This is a genomic window from Mesorhizobium sp. M1142, from assembly GCF_040318565.1.
Lineage (GTDB): Bacteria > Pseudomonadota > Alphaproteobacteria > Rhizobiales > Rhizobiaceae > Mesorhizobium.
This window is the reverse complement of the sequence record NZ_JAMYMK010000002.1, coordinates 101,181-118,692: the sequence shown is the minus strand read 5'-3', so window position 1 is coordinate 118,692 and position 17,512 is coordinate 101,181. Positions and strand designations below refer to the sequence as shown.

The following is a 17,512-nucleotide window of genomic DNA, read 5'->3' as shown; positions in this document are numbered from 1 at the left end:
CGGACTATCCTTTCACCGCGCCAAGCGACAGGCCTTCGACGAGATAGCGCTGCGCATAAAGCGCGAGCGCCAGCGTCGGCGTGATCGACAGCACGATCGCGGCTGAGATCTGGCCGTACTGGATGCCGGAGGAGGTGATGAACGCCAGCGCGCCGACCGTCACCGGCTGCTTGTCGGCCGAAGCGAGCACCAGCGCAAAGACGAAATTGTTCCAGGCGAAGATGAAGGCGAGCAGGCCGGCAGCGGCAATGCCCGGCCCGGCGAGCGGCAGCGCGATCTTGCGGAAGGTGGCAAACCAGGAATGGCCGGCGATGCGGTAGGCGTATTCGATGTCGGCCGGAATATCCTCGAAATAGCCGCGCACGATCCACAGGATCAGCGGCAGGCAGATCAGCTGGTAGACCCAGATCAGCCCGATATAGGTGTTGGCCAGCCCGAGCTTCTGGAAATAAAGGGTGAGCGGCAAAAGCACCAGCAGCGCCGGCGCGAACCGGAACGACAGCAGCGTGAAGGCGATGTCCTCCGAGCCGCGGAATTTGTGCCGGGCAAAGGCATAGGCTGCGGGAACGCCGAGCAGCAGCGCGACGGCAACCGAGGTGACCGACAGGAAGACGGAATTCCAGAGATTGCGCATGAAGGCGATGTCGAGCGTGCCGGCTGCCGTCATCAGCTTGCCTGTGATCAAGGCGGTGTAGTTGGCGAGCGTCGGCTCGAAGACAAGCTGCGGCGGGATCCGCAGGATTGTCTCGTTGGTCTGGAACGACATCATCAGGATCCAGACGATCGGGAACATGAAGAAGATCACGACCAGTGCCAGGGCTATGCCACGCAGGATGCGTTCGAGAAGGGAGGTGTGTTCCATGCCAGCCTCCTATGCATGGCCGCGGGCGCGTTCGCGCAGCCGCAGCCAGTTCTTGATGAAAATGTTCGAGAGGAAATAGGTAATCGCCCACAGGATGATCATCAGTGCTGCCGAGCGGCCGACATTGGTCGACTGGAAGAAGTTGAGATAGGCCTCCACCTGGAAGACGGTCAGCGTATCGCCCGGCCCGCCTTGGGTCATGGCGTAGATGATGTCGAACTGCTGGATTGAATCGAGCAGGCGGAACAGCGTCGCTGTCAGGATGTAGGGGGTCAGCATCGGCAGGGTGATGCGGAAGAAGACGAAGCTGCGCGGCACGCCGTCGAGTGCTGCCGCCTCGAAGGGCTGCGTCGGCAGGCTGCGCAGTCCGGCAAGCAGCAGGATCATGATGAAAGGCGTGTAGACCCAGATGTCGACAAGGACGACGGTGAGCAATGCCGTCGACGGAGACGAGGCCCAGCGGAAATCCTGCAGCCCGATCAGGCTAGCGAGATAGCTGAGCACACCGAAGCCGGGATTGGTCATCAGCTTCCACATCAGCGCCGCGAGCGCCGGCGCCGTCATCAGCGGCATCAACAGCATTATCGAGATGAAGTTGTTTAGCGTCGAGCGCTTCTGCAGCAGCATGGCGATGCCGAGACCGAGAAGCAGCTCGAGCACGACGGTGATGCCGGCGTAGAGCAGCGAAATCTCCAGCGTGTTCCAGAACTTCGGGTCGGTGAAGAAGGAGATATAGTTGTCGCCCCAGTTGAACTGCCGCGCCCAGGGTTGGCTCAACCGGTAGCGCTGGAACGAATAGACCACCGAGGTCAGGAACGGGATCAGGATTCCGATGCAGACCAGCAGGGCCGGCAGGCTGAGGAGGTAAGGCAGCACACGCTTGCTGATCCTGAAGCCCGACGGCGTGTTTCTTTGTATTGTCGCCGCAGTCATCTGCTGCTCCGTCATCCTGTTGCTTCGCCGTCCCGGCCGCCCAAGGGAGCAAGGCGGCCGGGCGGGCGAGCAGGCGGCACCTTTCGGGACCGCGTCGCAAACGTATCACATCTCAAAGGCTGGCCCGCGACGGGCCAGCCTTTGCCGCCCCTTAGCCGAGCCCGGCTTCCTTGAGCTGGCCGTTGATGCTCTCGGCCAGCTTGTCGAGGCCCTCGTCGACCGGCACTTCCTTGGCCACCATCTTCTGCAGCGTCGCCGCCCATTCGGTGGTGAGATCGAAGAACAGCGGCTGCGGAGTGAACTTGATGCTGGCGCCCGGCGCCGAGACGTCGAACATCTCGACATAACCGGGATAGCTCTTGTTCAACTTGTCCCGGAACATCTGGTCGTTCCAGACCGACTGGCGGACCGGATTGACGAAGTCCATCTTGGTCGCACCGAACAGTGCATGCTCGGGTCCGGATGCCCATTGCATGAAGTACCAGGTGGCGTCCTTGTCTTTGGAGAAGTTGGACATCGACAGCGACCAGATCCAGATATTGGGCGTCGGTGCCTTGGCGGCGGGATTGGCCTTGAACGCCGCGAAGGCGAGCTTGCCGGCCATCTTGTTATCGCCGCCATTCATGAAGTAGCCGAGAATGTCGGCATCGTAGATCATCGCCGAGGCGCCTGCACCGAGATCGGTGCCGACCTGGTACCAGGTGTAGGTCGACCAGTCCTTCGGGCCGCTCTCCTGAATCATCTGGACCCACTGTTTGTGGAAAGCCTTGGATTCGGCGGTGCTCATCGCGGCCGACAGCTTGCCGTCAGCCGAGACGTTCAGGTCCTTCTGGTCGAAATTGGCGTAGGCCGACAGGAAGCCCGGGTGGATCGTCGCCCAGGAGCGCGAGCCGCGCACGCCGATGCCGTAGACGCCACCGCCGACGTCCTTGGTGAGCTTCGCCGCCGTAGCGACCATCTCATCCATATTGCCGGGAACGCTGACGCCGACCTTGTCGAACATGCCCTTGTTGTAGGTGATGTTGTTCTGTTCGAAACCCCACGGAATGCACCACTGCTTGGCGTCGTCGGAACCGAGCACTCCGCCAGGCTGGCCGTTCCAGGCGCAGGACTTCCTGACGCCGGGCAGGAAGTCGTCCCAGGCATATTTCGGGTTGGTCTTGGCCGGATCCTTGATCCATTCGTTGAGGTCGGTGATCCAGCCGGCCGGGCCGTAGGTCCAGGTCATGTAGGCGCCCGTCATGAAAGCATCGTATTCGGGCGAGCTGGCCGACAGCGCGGCGGTAACCTTGTCGAAATAGACGTCTTCGGGGAACACGTCATAGACGACATTCATGCCGGTCAACTGCTTGAAATTGTCGAGGTTGGCGATCATCGCATCGGCGTAAGGATGCTTGTTGAGCAACAGCTTGATGGTCTTGCCCTTATGCGCCTGCCAGTCGAAATCAGCCGCCAGGGCGCGGGTCTGCCCGAAATTGAGCAGTGTGCCGGCGGTGCTGGCGGCAAGGCCCATTGTACCGAGGCCCTTGATCAGCCCACGGCGGTCGACTTGTCCACGCAGGAACGCGTCGATGAGGTCTTTCTCTTTCTCACGCATTTCTCTTCTCCTCCACAGGGTAGTTTCAACGAAATGGTTGCCGGCTACCCGACCGGCGTCTGTTCCACGAGCGATCGCGCCGTCCGCTCGTCGGTTATCAAGCCTTTGAGATAGCGGCCCTCCAGCACTGACTTGATGGCGCGAACCTTCACCTTGCCGCCGGCAACGGCGACAATCCTGCGGTTGCTGATGTCTTCGCGCGCCAGCGCCAGCGCCCGGTCGGAAAGCGTCGTCGCAACGGCCTTTCCGGCGTTGTCGAAGAAATGCCCGAGCAGTTCGCCGACGCCGCCATTGCGGCGGATCTCCTCCATCTCGCCCTTCTCGATCATACCGGTGGCGACAAGCGAGGCCTCACGTTCGGCGGTGCCGATGCCGGCGATAAGCAAGTCGGCGGACTTGGCGAGGTCGAAGACATCGCTGACGCCCTTCTGCCCGAGCAACACGGTTCGATCCTCGACCGTGTTGGCGAACATCGGTACGGGCATCACATAGGCCTCCGCACCGGTCCGTTCCGCGACGCGGTGGATGACGTCATGCGGATTGGCCGAGAACTTGCGCGTCAGGCCGCCAAGCAGCGAGACGAAACGGATCCGGCCGGCCGATATGCGCGGCAGATACTCCACGCAGGCGGCAAGCGTGCGGCCGTGGCCGACGCCGATCAGCGCCTCTTCGCCGCGTTCGATCTCGCGCTTGAGAAACTGCGCGCCTGCGATGCCGAGCGCCTTGAGCGGCAGGTCTTCGGCATCGAAGTCCGGAACTACCTCGCAATAGTCGAGGCCGTAGCAGCCGGACAACTCGTCCTCAAGCTCCACGCATTCGGAGACTTCGCCGTCGATATAGACTTTCACCAGGCCTTCCTGATTGGCCTTGGTGATCAGGCGATGCGCCTTGAGGCTGGTCAGGCCGAGCCGCTTGGCGACCTCCGACTGGGTCAGGCCGCCGGCATAGTGAAGCCAGGCGGCACGGGCTGCCATACCTGTCTCATCGTCGCGCAGCAGGCCGTTGCCAAAACCAACCATTTCCGCCCTTTGATATTTTTATCAGTTGCTGCAAAATTTTTCACAAGGCGTCGCCCGAGTCAAGCAACCGCTGCGTTTAAATCGCCGACTAGGAGCTTGCGGGCCGGGGTCGATAGGGCCGCGCTACCCAACGGGCAAGAAATCACATCGACCGCGCACCATTTAAAACGTTTGCAATTTCGCTTGAAGTGATTACAAACGTTTCAAACTTCGTTCGGGAGGAACGATGCCGGCCCGCGTTACGACCCTCAAGGAACTTGCTGCGCAGCTCGGCCTGTCAATCACCACCGTTTCGCGGGCCCTTGCCGGCCACGAGCAGATCGCCTTGAAAACGCGCCAACGTGTCACCGAGGCCGCGCGCCTGGCCGGCTATGTGCCGAATACCGCAGCCCGCACGCTGGTCTCCGGCCGCAGCGGCTTTGTCGGCATGGTGCTGCCGATCCGCGGCCCCAATCTGGTCGATTCCTTCCTCGGCGAATTCGTCACAGGGCTCGGCGAAGGGCTGGTTTCGCACGGCTCCGACCTGATCCTGGCCGCAGCGGCGCAGGGCCAGTCGGAACTTTCCGTGCTTCGCCATGTCGTCGAATCGGGCCGCGCCGACGGGGTCATCGTCACCCGTATCGCCGAGGTCGACGAGCGGCTTGCCTATTTGCGCCAACGCAATTTCCCGTTCGTCGCGCATGGCAGGCTGCTCGACGGCGACTTTGCCTACCATTGGCTCGATACCGATGGCGCGCATGCTTTCGGCGAAGCCTTCGACATGCTCTACAACCTCGGACACCGGCATTTCGGCCTGGTGACGATTTCCGAGCCGATGACGTTTCGCCATCTTAGGCAGGATGGGCTCGCCGCCGCGATCGCCCGCCGGGGCGATCCGTCGGTCAGGCTCGATGTGGCGACGGCGCCGCGTTTCGATCGCGGTGCCCGCATCCAGGCGATCAACCGGCTGCTGCACGCTGCCGAGCGGCCGACGGCCATTGTCGCGCTGTTCGACGAGCTGGCGCTGACGGTCATGGAAGAGGCAGGGCGCGCCGGACTTGCCATTCCTCACGACCTGTCGGTGATCGGCTTCGACAACATAGCCGCCTCCGCCTATGCGCCGCCGGGGCTGACCACTTTCGACGCCTCGATCCGCCAGTGCGCGCGCGAGATCGGCGAGATGCTGCTGACCGTCATCGGCGACAGGCCGACCAAGCCGCTGACGCGGCTGGTGCGGCCGATACTTGTCTCGCGGGCAAGCCATGGCCCGACACCTACAGGACGGAACTGACGCCTTAGCGGCGCACAACCAGGGAGGAAGATGACGATGAATGCGTTGAGGACATTGGCAGGTGCGGTGCTGGCGTTGTCGCTTGCTGCTGGCGCAGCACAAGCCCAGCAAGTGTTGTTCTGGTCGACACAGGCGCGACCAGTGGAAGAGACACAGAAGATGCGCAGCGAAGTGCTGAAGGGGTTTGACGGCCAGGTCGACTATCAGGTCGCCGAGGACGGGCCCTGGCTCACCCGCCTTCAGGCCGAACTGCAGGCCGGCTCCGGCACCATAGGCGTGCTCGGCGGCCTGCACGGAGACTTCTCCACCGTCGGCGCGAACCTTGTCGATCTGTCCGGCGTCGATCTCGGTGGCGTCAAGGTCAACGAGACCTACAAGAAGCTCGGCATGCTCGGCACCGGCGAGCAGAAGTACCTGCCATGGATGCAGGCCACCTTTCTGATGGCGGCCAACAAACAGGCGCTGCAATATCTGCCGGCCGGCACCGATCTCAACACCATCACTTATGACCAACTGATCGAGTGGGCGAAAAACATCGCGGAAAAGACTGGTTCACCCAAGTTCGGTTTTCCGGCCGGCCCGAAAGGGCTGAAGCATCGTTTCTTCGAGGGTTTTCTCCTTCCGTCTTATACCGGTTCGATGGTGACCAAGTTCCGCTCGGCGGAGGCCGAGACGGCGTGGAACAAATTCAAGGAGTTGTGGCAGTACACCAACCCGAATTCGACCAACTATGCCTTCATGCAGGAGCCGCTGCTGACCGGCGAAGTCTGGGTGGCATTCGACCACGTGGCGCGGCTTGCCGACGCCTTTAACCAGAAACCCAATGACTTCGTCGCCTTTCCGGCGCCGGCTGGCCCGGCAGGCCGCGGCTACATGCCGGTGGTGGCCGGTGTCGCTATCCCGAAGACCTCGCCTGACATGGACAAGGCCAAGGCGCTGGTCGCCTATATGCTGAAACCGGAAACCCAGATCGCGACGCTGAAGGCGACAAACTTCTTCCCCATCGTCAACGTCAAGCTGCCCGACGACATGCCGGCCTCGGTGAAGGCTTTCAGCCCAGTGATCGCCACCATGACAGCAGCTCCCGATGCGTTGCCGGCGCTGCTGCCGATGGGACTTGGCGGCCTCAGCGGCAAGTTCAATCAGATCTACACCGACAGCTTCGAGCGCATCGTGCTCGGCGGCGAGGATGTGCACGGCGTGCTCGACGAACAGGCGACGGCGCTGAAAGCGATCATCGAACAGGCGAAGGCGCCGTGCTGGGCGCCCGACAAACCATCGCAAGGCGCCTGCCCGGTCGATTAGGAATCCTCCCTGGGCGTCCGGATTTCCAGCGCGCCGGGCGCCCACCCGTTTACAAGCGTCGAATAGAGAGCGCTCCATGCACGGCAAGGCCCTTCCCTATCTCCTGCTGATGCCGGCGACGCTGTTCCTCTGCGTCTTCTTCCTCTACCCGTTCGCGCTGGTCGCCTTCGAGGCGTTCACCCGCGACGGCGGTTTTACGCTCGACAATTTCCGCACCATGGCGGGCAGCTGGAAGTTTCCGGTCACTGTCCGCAATACGCTGCTGCTGAGCGCCATCGTCGTGCCGATCCAACTGGTGATGGCGCTGCTGATGGCAACGGTGGTGTCGCGGCTTGAAACCGGGCGCAGCGCTGCGCTTTACATCTTCGCTATTCCGCTCGGCATCTCCGATCTCGCCGCCGGGCTGATCTGGCTCGCCATCTTCGACCAGTCCGGCTTCCTGAACACCTTGCTCTCCAATCTCGGCGTCATCCACAGGCCGGTTATGTTCCTCGGCTATCAGAGCAAGCTGACGATCTTCATCGCCGTGGCGCTGGCCGAGATCTGGCGCGCGACCGCCATCATGATGGTCATTCTGGTCGCCGGCATGGGGCTGATCCCCCGGGAATACTACGAGGCGGCGGAGGTTTTTGGCGCTAGCCCGTGGAAGCGCTTCATCAAGATCACGCTGCCTCTGCTGCGCCCAAGCCTGCAGACGGCGATCATCCTGCGCGTCATCCTTGCCTTTGAAGTCTTTGCCGTGGTTGCAGCACTCGGCGGCACCAATCTGCCGGTGCTGATGGGCGAGACCTACAATTGGCAGTTCACGCTGCAGGACCGCAATGTCGCCGCCGCCATGGCGCTGTTCATCCTCGCCATCTCGATCGGTTTCACGCTGTTCTTCCTGCGGGTGCTGCGTGTGCCGAAGGAGGCGCGGATATGAGCACGGTCGCGGAACTCTCGATCGCCGCGCCTGAGGCCCGCAAAGCCGGTAACTGGTTGCTGGTCGCCACCGTCATCCTGCTTTGCGTCTGGGTGCTGCTGCCGATCTATCTGTTGATCGTCAACGCGCTGTCGTCGCCGGAAGAGGTGACCGCCTTTCCCAAGCGCTTCTTCCCGTCATTCGATTTCGGCAGCCTTTCTTTCTTCATCAATTTCGCCGGCGTCGCCAAGGCGCTGTGGAACTCCGTTCTCGTCGCCACGCTGACGATGCTCCTCTCGATCGGCTTCGGCGCACCCGCGGGCTACGCGCTGTCGCGCTTCGAATTTCGGGGCAAGGAAACGTTCCGTTTCCTCGTGCTGATGACCCGCGCCTTCCCGCTGCCGCTGCTGGCGCTACCGCTGGCGGTGATGTTCATCCGCACCGGCCTCGACGATACCGCGATCGGGCTGGCGCTGGTCCACACCACGCTGGCGCTGCCGTTTGCCGTGCTGATTACCTTCTCGCTGTTCTCCGGCATCCCAGTCGAGCTGGAGGAAGCTGCCTGGACACTCGGCTGCACGAGATTGCAGGCATTCCGAAAAGTCATTCTGCCGCTGGCGCTGCCGGGCATCGCGGCGTCGGCGGTGTTTGCCTTCACCATCTCCTGGAACGAGGTGTTTGCCGCCGCCGTGCTCACCATCGAGAACCGGACGCTGACCGCCTTCCTGCTGCAGAGCCTTGGCGAATCGCCGCTCTACCTCAAATTCGCCGGCGGTGCTGCCTTGGTTATCCCGGCGCTGATCTTCATCTTCGCCGTCCGCAAATATCTGTTCGCCATGTGGGGGATCGCCAACCGATGACGCGCACAAAAGAGAACGCCGATGGCTGAGATCGTCATCAAGCAGGTGGCAAAACGTTTCGGCGGCTTCACCGCGCTGCATTCGATCGACCTGACCATCGCCGACCAGGAATTCATGGTGCTGCTTGGCGCCTCAGGTTGCGGCAAGACCACGCTGCTGAGGATCGTCGCCGGGCTGGAAACGCCAAGCCAGGGCGAGGTCTGGATCGGCGGCCGTCGCGTCGACCATCTGCCGCCGCGCGCCCGCGGCATCGCCATGGTGTTCCAGAATTACGCGGTCTTTCCGCACCTGACGGTATTCGAGAACATCGCCTTCGGCCTGCGCATGAAGAAGCTGCCGCAGCAGGAGGTCGACGGGCGCGTCAACCGCACCGCGGAGCTCATGCATATCGAGCAACTTTTGAAGCGCTATTCGGGCCAGCTTTCCGGCGGCCAGCGCCAGCGTGTGGCCGTCGCCCGCGCGCTCGCCATGGAGCCCGATGTGATCCTGATGGACGAGCCGCTGTCGAACCTCGACGCGCTGCTCAGGCTCGAAATGCGCGCCGAGCTCAAGGGCGTGCTGGCGGCGTCCAAGACCACCACCATCTACGTTACCCACGACCAGGTCGAGGCGATGAGCCTTGCCGACCGCATCGCCGTCATGCATCAGGGCCGTATCGTCCAGGCCGCCTCACCGGTAGAGGTCTACCGCAATCCGGCGGCCCGCTTCGTCGGCTCCTTCATCGGCAACCCGCCGATGAATTTCATCCCGGCGACGAAGACTGCGAACGGCAGCTGGATCGTCGCCGGCCTGACGCTACCTGGCCCCAAATCGGACAAGCAGACGATAGAATTCGCCATTCGCCCCGAGGATGTGGACGCCGGTAACGAAGGCATTAACGCCACCGTGCGCGTCGTCGAGCCGCTCGGACCGCACACGCTGGTCACCTGCGATGTCGAGGGCGGCCTGTTTCGCGCCATTCTCGAATCGAACGCCACGGTCGCCGTCGGCGATCACTTGCGGCTTTCGCCCAAACCCGATCGCATCCGCTGGTTCGATCCCGAAACCACGAACGCCCTTTGATCCTCCCTTCGATCCTGAAAGTACGAACGCCCCGATGATATCTCTTGCCATTGACGAAACTATCGCCCGCGCCGTCGAGGTGCTCAGGGAAAATGACCAAGGCACCTATACCATACCGACCAAGGGCCTCTACCCGTTCCAGTGGAATTGGGATTCCTGCCTGACCGCCCTCGGTCTTGCCCACTATGACGAGGCCCGAGCCTGGACCGAGATCGACACGCTGTTCGCTCACCAGTGGCCGGACGGCATGGTGCCGCACATCGTCTTCCACGTCTGGAACGACGGCTATTTCCCCGGGCCGGGGGTCTGGCGAACGGACCGCCCGACCGCCACCTCGGGCATCACCCAGCCGGCAGTCGCCGGCTTTGCCGTGCGCCGCCTGTTCGACCAGGCCAAGGACAAGAAACTGGCGGCCGAGCGCGCCCGCGCGCTGCTGCCGAAGATCGACGCCTGGCACCGCTGGTTCTACGAAAATCGCGACCCGAACGGCGAAGGGCTGGTCGCCATAATTCACCCATGGGAGTCCGGCCGCGACAACTCGATCGACTGGGACGAGGCGTTCGAGCGCGTGCCGACCGAAGGCGTCGAGCCCTACACCCGCCGCGACATCCTGCACGCCGACCCTGCGCATCGACCGACCAGGGCCCAGTACGATCGCTATATCTGGCTGCTGCAGCATTTCCGCGAACTTGGTTGGGACAACACCCGGCTGCACGATGCCTCGCCCTTCCAGGTCGTCGATCCCGGCTTCAACGCCATCCTGATCCGTTCCGCCGCCGACCTTGCCGATCTCGCCGATACACTTGGCGAAACTGAAATCGCAGAAGCCAATCGCGCCCGTGCCGAAAAGGGGCTTTCGACGATGGAACGGCTGTGGAGCGACACACATGGCCAGTACATTTGTTTCGACCGAGTGGCCGGAAAGCTCGTTAACAGCGCGTCGGTCGGCGGCATCCTGCCGGTGTTTTCGGCCATTCCGGAAAGCCGGGCAGCCGCCATCGCTGCAACGATCGAGCGCATCGCTGGCAAAGCGCGTTACATCGTCCCCTCGCACGATCCTGGCGATGGACGCTTCGACCCAAAGCGCTACTGGCGCGGCCCGGTCTGGCTGGTGGTCAATTACATGATCGCCGACGGCCTTGCCGCCGCCGGCCACAGCCAAATCGCACAACGGATCACGCAATCCAGTCTCGACCTGATCGCCGAGAGCGGTTTTGCCGAATATTACGATCCCCTCAGCGGCGAGCCGCTCGGCGGCAATCGCTTTACCTGGACCGCGGCGATGGTGATCGAGTTCCTGAAGGGCAGAGCCTGAACGCTTCCGCCTAGGCCGCCGGCTACCAAAGCCCGTTCTGTCTGCCGAATAACAGTCGACCCCATTTGCGTCTGAGGCATGTCCTGGCCCATCAAACAGGGCCAAGGCATGCCCAATCTTCACCATGCCAGAGCTATAATAATTCGTCACAAACCGCTATCTATACTGCGTCGGGGCGGGGAGAAGCGCGGCTTGGAATTCGATCTGAAGACCATTGAGGCGCTTGCTCCCGATCAGGCGTCGCTGAGCGCCGCCTCCAAGCTCACCAAACGAACGAACTGGCCGCGGCTCGAAAAGCATGAGCAGCAGGCGCTCATCTGGGGCGAATGCCAGGGTTCCGGCTCCAATCCTTATCGAGTGGTGGTCGACACGGGTGATCACGGCTACAAATGCACCTGCCCTTCGCGCAAATTCCCATGCAAGCACACGCTGGCCCTGATGTGGATCGCCGCCACCGCGCCAGCCAGTTTTGCCGCTGCCGATACCACGCCGGAATGGGTGAATGACTGGCTTGGCCGGCGCCGGAAGACGGCGTCACAGCCGGTGCAGCAACCGGCACCGGGCGCGGAAGCCAAGAGCATTGGCGAAGCCGCACGGGCGGACGAGAGCGCCGCCGTTGAAGATAACGCAACGGTCGAGCGTCGCGAGGCGGCGCAGCGCAAGCGGGCGGAAAGCACACGAGAAACAGTGTCGGCGGCGCTCGATGAACTCGACCAGTGGATTGCCGACCAGTTGCGGCTCGGTCTTTCCGGGTTTGTCGACGCCAGCAGCGACCGTTGCCGGCGGATTGCTGCGCGGCTGGTCGATATGAAGGCAGCGGCGCTCGCCGGCCGTATCGACGAGATTCCGTCGCGGCTGATGGCGCTGCGCAGCGAAGAACGACCGGATGCGGCGATCCGCGAACTCGGCAAGCTCGTGCTGCTGGCCAAGGCCTGGCGGTCGGCGCCCGACGATCCCGAGCTGAAGCGGCTTGTATCGACATCCGAAACCCGCGAACAGGTGCTGGCCAATCCCGATGCAATGCAAGTCGAAAGTCTCTGGGAGGTTGTCGGCGAGAAGATCGAGACCCGGCGCGATGGTTTGGTCAGCCATTCGACATGGCTGCTCGATCTGAAAAGCTCCACACCACAATTTGCCCTGCTGCTCGATTATTTTCCCGCCTCGGCCGGACGCCGATCCAACGCCTTCTCGCCAGGCGATCGCTTCAATGCCCGGTTGGTCTTTTATCCATCACGCCGGCCACTCCGGGCGCTGGTGGCAGAACGCATGGGCGACGTCGCATCGGGCCCGTGGCCCGATTTTACCCTGGGCGTCGCCAAGGATCCGCTGGCTGCGCATGTGTGCCATCAGGATGCCGCTCCCTGGCTCACAGATAGCCCTCTCATGCTGCCGCCTGGTGCGATCCTGGTCGACGATCGGGGCGCAGCCTGGTGGCAGGCCGCCGATGATCCGCAAGGGCTCGCCTTGCCGATCAGTGGCGCCGTCAATCAGACATTGCTCGGCCTCGACCTTGCCGCCACGGCAGCGCTCTGGGACGGCGCTCGGCTTGACCTTCTGGCGGCTCAAAGCGGGTTCGGGAGGCTTGACCTGTCGTGAATGAGGGCGAGCAAACAGGCCTGGCGACCATGCGCGATTGCTGGATCACCGGCGGAGCCACCTTCGATCTGGCTCCGGCCGCCTGGAAGGCAATCGCAGGCGGCGCAAGTCCCGACGAGCAGGAGCGCCGGCTCCTGGCAATTGCAGCGCAAGCGCTCGGCGTCGCCTTGCGGCCGGCGGCGCCGAAGACGCTCAAGCGGCGGCCGCCGCTGCCCGGGCTTGCCTTGCCACTGCTGCCGGAGCGGTTGCGGCCGCTTTTGCGCGCCGCCCTGAAACAAGCCGCCGACGCAAGGCGCAAGACGCGCGTGGTGACGCTTGTCGCCAGCCGCGGCTTCGTGCTCCACCCAATGGACTGGATGCCCTCGTCGGATCAGAACAGCCCGGATGTCTACGCTCCATGGATCGACTGGCAAGCCAGCGTGGATGGAGAAAGACATACCCCGCAAGAGAAACTCACGGCGGAAAATTGGGATGAGTTCTATCCCGCCGCGCGCCGCATCGCGCTGGCCGATATGCGCCGGCGCGAACCGGCCGCGGCGCGAATGCTGATCGAGGCCAAGGCCTCGGGCGAACCTGCGGAGGTCAGGCTTGCGCTCATCGAACTTATGCGCTTCGGCCTCAATGCCGAGGACGCGCCGTTCCTGAAAAGCCTTGCCACCGACCGTTCCGGCAAGGTGCAGGACCTGGCTGGCCGGTTGCTGGCAAGGTTGGGCGAGCACGGCCATTCGAGCGAAGGCGGGGCGGAGGATCCAGCAGTCGAACTCGCCGTCTTCATCGGCGAAGGCAAATCCGGCTTCATCCGCCGCCGGACCACCTACACGCCGGCGAAACTCAAATCCCCGGCGCAGGAAAAGCGCCGCGCCGAATTGTTCGAGACCTGCAATCTGGTCGACCTCGCCAGACGGTTCGGCATCACGGAACCCGAATTCATCGGAGCCTGGCAGTTCGGCGCCGACAACAACGCTGATATCCTGATCGCCCGAATGGTCGCCGCTTCTGGGAGCGACGCGGCGGTGACGCATATGGCGGACATGCTTGTCACCGAAGGCGGCAAACCGGCGCTGTTCGTGTTGCACCTTGTGCCGCGTCTGGACAGCCGCAGGAAACGGGCTCTCGTCCGGCTGATCCTCAAGCAAGCAAATTACCTCAGCGCGATCAATCTGGCGGAAGGCATTGATGCTGGCTGGCTGGAATGGGACGATCTTTCGAACGGGTCAGCTCTTCCCGCTTTGCGTTCCGCCGTTGCGGGAAACGACGAAGCCGTGCGGCGGGGCGCTGACGATATACTGGAAACGATCGGCTACCTTGCCACAGCGACCACAGCAGCCAAATTGATCGACGAGGTCGTCGCTGCCGGTATGCCGCCCGCCGCCCCATCACTCAGTGTCCTGCGTCTCAACGCGGCGCTGGCCGAACATCAGTCTCGAACCGACACATGATCAATCCGGAGAATTCATATGAACGCTGCCATCCGTCTCCCGGTCGAGCAGGCCTATGCCTCTGAATTGCAGGCGCTGGCGCGCGGTGACGACAGGCAAAAACCTGCCGGCTGGAGCCTGTCGCCACAGGCTGTGCTGACCTATCTGCTCGGCGGCAAGGCTAGCGACGGCACACTGATAACCCCGAAATATGTCGGTCGCCGCCGGTTGATGGAAACCGCGGTAGCGACGCTCGCTACCGACCGTGCACTCTTGCTGCTCGGCGTTCCCGGAACCGCCAAGTCCTGGGTATCTGAACATCTTGCCGCCGCCATCATGGGCGACTCGACGCTGATCGTGCAGTGCACGGCCGGCACCGACGAGAACCAGATCCGCTATGGCTGGAACTATGCGCAGCTGCTGGCAAAAGGCCCGAGCCAGGAAGCGTTGGTGCCGACGCCGCTCTACCGAGCCATGCAGAACGGCAAGCTCTGCCGGCTGGAGGAACTGACCCGCATGGGCTCGGACGTGCAGGACACGCTGATCACCGTGCTTTCCGAAAAGATGATGCCGATTCCGGAATTGAACACCTCGATCTACGCCCAGCGCGGCTTCAACATTATCGCCACGGCAAACAACCGCGACAAAGGTGTCAACGAGCTCTCCTCGGCGCTCAAGCGTCGCTTCAATGTCGTGGTGCTGCCATTGCCGGAAGACATGGCCGAAGAGGTGGCGATCGTCTCCAAACGGGTCGATGAGATGGCTGGCGGACTCGACCTGCCGGTGCCAAAAAATGTCGGCGAGGAGATCGCCCGTGTGCTGACCATCTTTCGCGAATTGCGCTCCGGCGCGACTGCCGACGGCAAGGTGACGCTGAAGACTCCTTCCGGCTCGCTGTCGACCGCAGAAGCGATCGCCACGATGGTTGGCGGGCTCAGCCAGGCGGCGTGGTTCGACAGTGGCAAGCTCGGCGCCGAAGGTCTCGCCGCCAGCCTTGTCGGCGCGATCGTGAAGGATCCGGTGCAGGATAAGGTGGTGCTCGAGGAATATCTGGAAACGGTGCTCAAGAAGCGCCCCGACTATGCCGGCTATTACGCGGCGCTGAACGCAGCGATCTGACGCCATGAGCCACGGCGACATTGCCTATTTCGGGATACGCCATCACGGGCCGGGTTCCGCCGACAGCCTGGTGCAGGCACTGCAGGATTTGAACCCGGTCGCCGTGCTGATCGAGGGGCCGATCGACGCCTCTGAGCTTCTGCCCATGCTGGCCCGCCCCGAAATGCAGCCGCCGGTGGCGCTCCTTTGCTATCCGGAAGACGATCCGGCTTCGACAAGCTTCTGGCCTTTTGCCGAGTTCTCGCCCGAATACCAGGCGGCGCTTTGGGCTGTGGGCAATAAGGCGACGTTGCAGTTTATCGACCTGCCATCGTCGGCACGGTTCACCACTGCTGCGATCGGTGGCGCGGAGGACACCGATGTGACCGAAGCTACCCAAGCCCCCGAGGATGGTGACGCGGCTCCGCTTCCGCGTGATCCGATTGCCATGCTGGCGCACGCCGCCGGTTATGAGGACGGCGAAAGCTGGTGGTCGGACATCATTGAACAGAACCCGGAACCCGGCCCGATATTTGCGGCCATCGCCGATGCGATGACGACACTGCGGAATGGTGAGGGTCCGATCGCGCAGTTCGAAGCCAAGCGCGAGGCGCATATGCGGCTCGAAATCGCCAAGGCGCGTAAGCAGTTCGAGGGGCCGATCGCCGTCGTCTGCGGAGCATGGCATGTGCCGGCGCTGCAGGCCACCCACACTCAGAAAAACGATCAGGTCCTGATCAAGGGAATTGCCCGGCGCAAGAGCACAATGACATGGGCACCGTGGACCGGACCGCGCCTGGCGCTGGGATACGGCTATGGCGCGGGCGTCGTCGCGCCCGGCTGGTGCAAGCATCTTTGGCGCACGCGCGGTCGGCGCGATGCGGCAACCCTGTGGCTTGCCATGATCGCGGCGCTGCTGCGGGCGAAGGGCCATCTGGTCTCGACCGCTTCGCTGATCGAAGCGGAGCGGCTCGCCCGCGCGCTCGCCGCCATTCGCGAACGGCCGAAGCCCGGGTTCGAGGAATTGCGCGACGCCGCGATCGCGGCCCTGTTCAATGGCGAAGCGTTGCTGTGGGGGCTGGTCGAGGCCGAGTTGCTTCTGGGTGCGGACGTCGGTGAAATTCCGCCCGACACGCCGCTGGCGCCATTGATCGAGGATCTGCAGCGCAACCAGAAGGCGGCGCGGCTGAAGCCCGAGGCGCTGGAGCGCGAACTGTCCGTCGACCTGCGCAGCGAAAGCGGACTGTTTCGCTCGACATTGCTGCATCGGCTGAGCGTGCTTGGTGTGCATTGGGGCAGACTGACCGATGCCGGTCGCAGCCGTGGCACCTTCCGCGAGCGGTGGACCCTGGCGTGGGAACCGGAATATGCCGTTCGTCTGGTCGAGAACCTGATCTACGGGCCGACCATCGAAAAGGCTGCCAATGCCCGCCTGATCCAGATGATCGAAACGGCGGCGACGCTCGATACGCTTGCGGCATTGGTGGAGAACGCGATCACGGCAAGCCTGTCGGAAGCATCGACTGCCGGCCTTGCGGCGTTGGAGGCGCGAGCGGCGCGCAGCAGCGAATGCCTGGAGATCCTGGCGTCTGTGCCGCCCCTCGCCGACATCATCCGTTACGGCGAGGCCCGCAAAACGGAGACGAACCGGCTGTCCGGTCTCATGGAGCGGCTGATCGTCGAAGGTGCGATCGCGCTTCCGTATGCTGTACGCGATCTGGATGAGCAAGCCGCCGCGACGCTAGTCGGTGCGATGCGCAAGGCCGATGAGGCGATCAGACTGGTCGAGCCCGGGCAAGACGTGCTGGACGGATGGCGTAACGGACTGGCTGCCGTGCTGGAGGGATCGCGGTCGACGGCGCTGCCGGCAGGATGCGCCGCGCACCTGCTCTACGAAGCTGGCCGGCTTTCCGCCGAGGACGCTGCCGGACTGCTCGAGCGACGCTTGTCACCGGGGACTCCTGTCATTGAAGCGGCCGGGTTCTTCGAAGGCTTCTTCAGCACTGCCGGTCAGCGGCTGATCTATGACGAAGGTCTGCGCGGTGCGGTTGATGCGTGGCTGAAGTCCCTCGACGAGGACGCTTTCATCGCGCATCTACCGCTGCTGCGCCGCGTCTTCTCCAATATGGACAGCATGGAGCGCCGGCGGTTGATTGAAGCGGTGCTCGGCCGCGCCGCTCGGCTGCCGGCCGGCCTGATACCGGCGCCCGATGGCGGCGAGGCCTGGCGTCGGCACCTGGAGCGGCTTGGACCTTTGCTCAAGAGCGGGACATAAC

14 protein-coding genes are annotated in these 17,512 nt (G+C 63.2%); 10 read left to right on the top strand and 4 right to left on the bottom strand.

Annotated elements, in window-relative coordinates; translation table 11 throughout:
* Positions 1-4 precede the first annotated feature (4 nt).
* The 4 genes from NKH42_RS04575 to NKH42_RS04560 all read right to left on the bottom strand — a co-directional run bounded on the left by NKH42_RS04575 (position 5) and on the right by NKH42_RS04560 (position 4,411).
* The gene (locus NKH42_RS04575; protein WP_023676025.1) at positions 5-862 is read right to left on the bottom strand and encodes a carbohydrate ABC transporter permease; all 858 of its coding nucleotides are present in this window, start codon (positions 860-862) and stop codon (positions 5-7) included.
* A 9-nt stretch (positions 863-871) separates the two neighbouring features.
* Complete coding sequence (locus NKH42_RS04570; RefSeq protein ID WP_352505337.1) at positions 872-1,795, bottom strand: carbohydrate ABC transporter permease; 924 nt, start codon at positions 1,793-1,795, stop codon at positions 872-874.
* A 151-nt stretch (positions 1,796-1,946) separates the two neighbouring features.
* On the bottom strand, positions 1,947-3,392 hold the full coding sequence (locus tag NKH42_RS04565; RefSeq protein WP_352505338.1) for an ABC transporter substrate-binding protein: 1,446 nt from the start codon (positions 3,390-3,392) through the stop codon (positions 1,947-1,949).
* A 44-nt stretch (positions 3,393-3,436) separates the two neighbouring features.
* Complete coding sequence (locus tag NKH42_RS04560; RefSeq protein WP_352505339.1) at positions 3,437-4,411, bottom strand: sugar-binding transcriptional regulator; 975 nt, start codon at positions 4,409-4,411, stop codon at positions 3,437-3,439.
* A gap of 226 nt (positions 4,412-4,637) precedes the next feature.
* Between NKH42_RS04560 and NKH42_RS04555 the strand changes: the two genes are divergently transcribed.
* The 10 genes from NKH42_RS04555 (at position 4,638) to NKH42_RS04510 (ending at position 17,511) form a co-directional block, all read left to right on the top strand.
* Complete coding sequence (locus NKH42_RS04555; protein ID WP_352505340.1) at positions 4,638-5,681, top strand: substrate-binding domain-containing protein; 1,044 nt, start codon at positions 4,638-4,640, stop codon at positions 5,679-5,681.
* 36 nt (positions 5,682-5,717) lie between these two features.
* Positions 5,718-6,986: an ABC transporter substrate-binding protein gene (locus NKH42_RS04550; RefSeq protein ID WP_352701804.1), complete on the top strand. Its 1,269-nt coding sequence runs from the start codon at positions 5,718-5,720 to the stop codon at positions 6,984-6,986.
* 76 nt (positions 6,987-7,062) lie between these two features.
* Positions 7,063-7,908 carry a carbohydrate ABC transporter permease gene (locus tag NKH42_RS04545; RefSeq protein WP_352505343.1) on the top strand — a complete coding sequence of 282 codons (846 nt, stop codon included), beginning with the start codon at positions 7,063-7,065 and terminating at the stop codon, positions 7,906-7,908.
* Positions 7,905-8,747, top strand: coding sequence for a carbohydrate ABC transporter permease (locus NKH42_RS04540; protein ID WP_352476534.1), 843 nt, complete (start codon positions 7,905-7,907; stop codon positions 8,745-8,747). The genes NKH42_RS04545 and NKH42_RS04540 overlap by 4 nt, the downstream gene beginning before the upstream one ends.
* Before the next feature lie 21 nt (positions 8,748-8,768).
* A complete protein-coding gene (locus NKH42_RS04535) occupies positions 8,769-9,809 on the top strand; it encodes an ABC transporter ATP-binding protein (protein ID WP_352505344.1) in 1,041 nt (346 codons plus the stop codon).
* A gap of 34 nt (positions 9,810-9,843) precedes the next feature.
* Complete coding sequence (locus tag NKH42_RS04530) at positions 9,844-11,124, top strand: amylo-alpha-1,6-glucosidase (RefSeq protein WP_352505345.1); 1,281 nt, start codon at positions 9,844-9,846, stop codon at positions 11,122-11,124.
* A gap of 192 nt (positions 11,125-11,316) precedes the next feature.
* Positions 11,317-12,720: an SWIM zinc finger family protein gene (locus NKH42_RS04525; RefSeq protein ID WP_352505347.1), complete on the top strand. Its 1,404-nt coding sequence runs from the start codon at positions 11,317-11,319 to the stop codon at positions 12,718-12,720.
* On the top strand, positions 12,717-14,159 hold the full coding sequence (locus tag NKH42_RS04520) for a DUF5691 domain-containing protein (RefSeq protein WP_352505348.1): 1,443 nt from the start codon (positions 12,717-12,719) through the stop codon (positions 14,157-14,159). The genes NKH42_RS04525 and NKH42_RS04520 overlap by 4 nt, the downstream gene beginning before the upstream one ends.
* 18 nt (positions 14,160-14,177) lie before the next feature.
* A complete protein-coding gene (locus tag NKH42_RS04515) occupies positions 14,178-15,257 on the top strand; it encodes an ATP-binding protein (protein ID WP_352645331.1) in 1,080 nt (359 codons plus the stop codon).
* A 4-nt stretch (positions 15,258-15,261) separates the two neighbouring features.
* On the top strand, positions 15,262-17,511 hold the full coding sequence (locus tag NKH42_RS04510; protein WP_352688669.1) for a DUF5682 family protein: 2,250 nt from the start codon (positions 15,262-15,264) through the stop codon (positions 17,509-17,511).
* Position 17,512 lies beyond the last annotated feature (1 nt).

What these genes read in the sequence shown, in the direction of transcription:
- NKH42_RS04565 (WP_352505338.1), bottom strand. Translation starts at nt 3,392, where the DNA reads ATGCGTGAGAAAGAGAAAGACCTCATCGACGCGTTCCTGCGTGGACAA.
- NKH42_RS04550 (WP_352701804.1), top strand. Translation starts at nt 5,718, where the DNA reads ATGAATGCGTTGAGGACATTGGCAGGTGCGGTGCTGGCGTTGTCGCTT.
- NKH42_RS04510 (WP_352688669.1), top strand. Translation starts at nt 15,262, where the DNA reads ATGAGCCACGGCGACATTGCCTATTTCGGGATACGCCATCACGGGCCG.
- NKH42_RS04555 (WP_352505340.1), top strand. Translation starts at nt 4,638, where the DNA reads ATGCCGGCCCGCGTTACGACCCTCAAGGAACTTGCTGCGCAGCTCGGC.
- NKH42_RS04530 (WP_352505345.1), top strand. Translation starts at nt 9,844, where the DNA reads ATGATATCTCTTGCCATTGACGAAACTATCGCCCGCGCCGTCGAGGTG.
- NKH42_RS04575 (WP_023676025.1), bottom strand. Translation starts at nt 862, where the DNA reads ATGGAACACACCTCCCTTCTCGAACGCATCCTGCGTGGCATAGCCCTG.
- NKH42_RS04540 (WP_352476534.1), top strand. Translation starts at nt 7,905, where the DNA reads ATGAGCACGGTCGCGGAACTCTCGATCGCCGCGCCTGAGGCCCGCAAA.
- NKH42_RS04560 (WP_352505339.1), bottom strand. Translation starts at nt 4,411, where the DNA reads ATGGTTGGTTTTGGCAACGGCCTGCTGCGCGACGATGAGACAGGTATG.
- NKH42_RS04515 (WP_352645331.1), top strand. Translation starts at nt 14,178, where the DNA reads ATGAACGCTGCCATCCGTCTCCCGGTCGAGCAGGCCTATGCCTCTGAA.
- NKH42_RS04570 (WP_352505337.1), bottom strand. Translation starts at nt 1,795, where the DNA reads ATGACTGCGGCGACAATACAAAGAAACACGCCGTCGGGCTTCAGGATC.
- NKH42_RS04535 (WP_352505344.1), top strand. Translation starts at nt 8,769, where the DNA reads ATGGCTGAGATCGTCATCAAGCAGGTGGCAAAACGTTTCGGCGGCTTC.
- NKH42_RS04545 (WP_352505343.1), top strand. Translation starts at nt 7,063, where the DNA reads ATGCACGGCAAGGCCCTTCCCTATCTCCTGCTGATGCCGGCGACGCTG.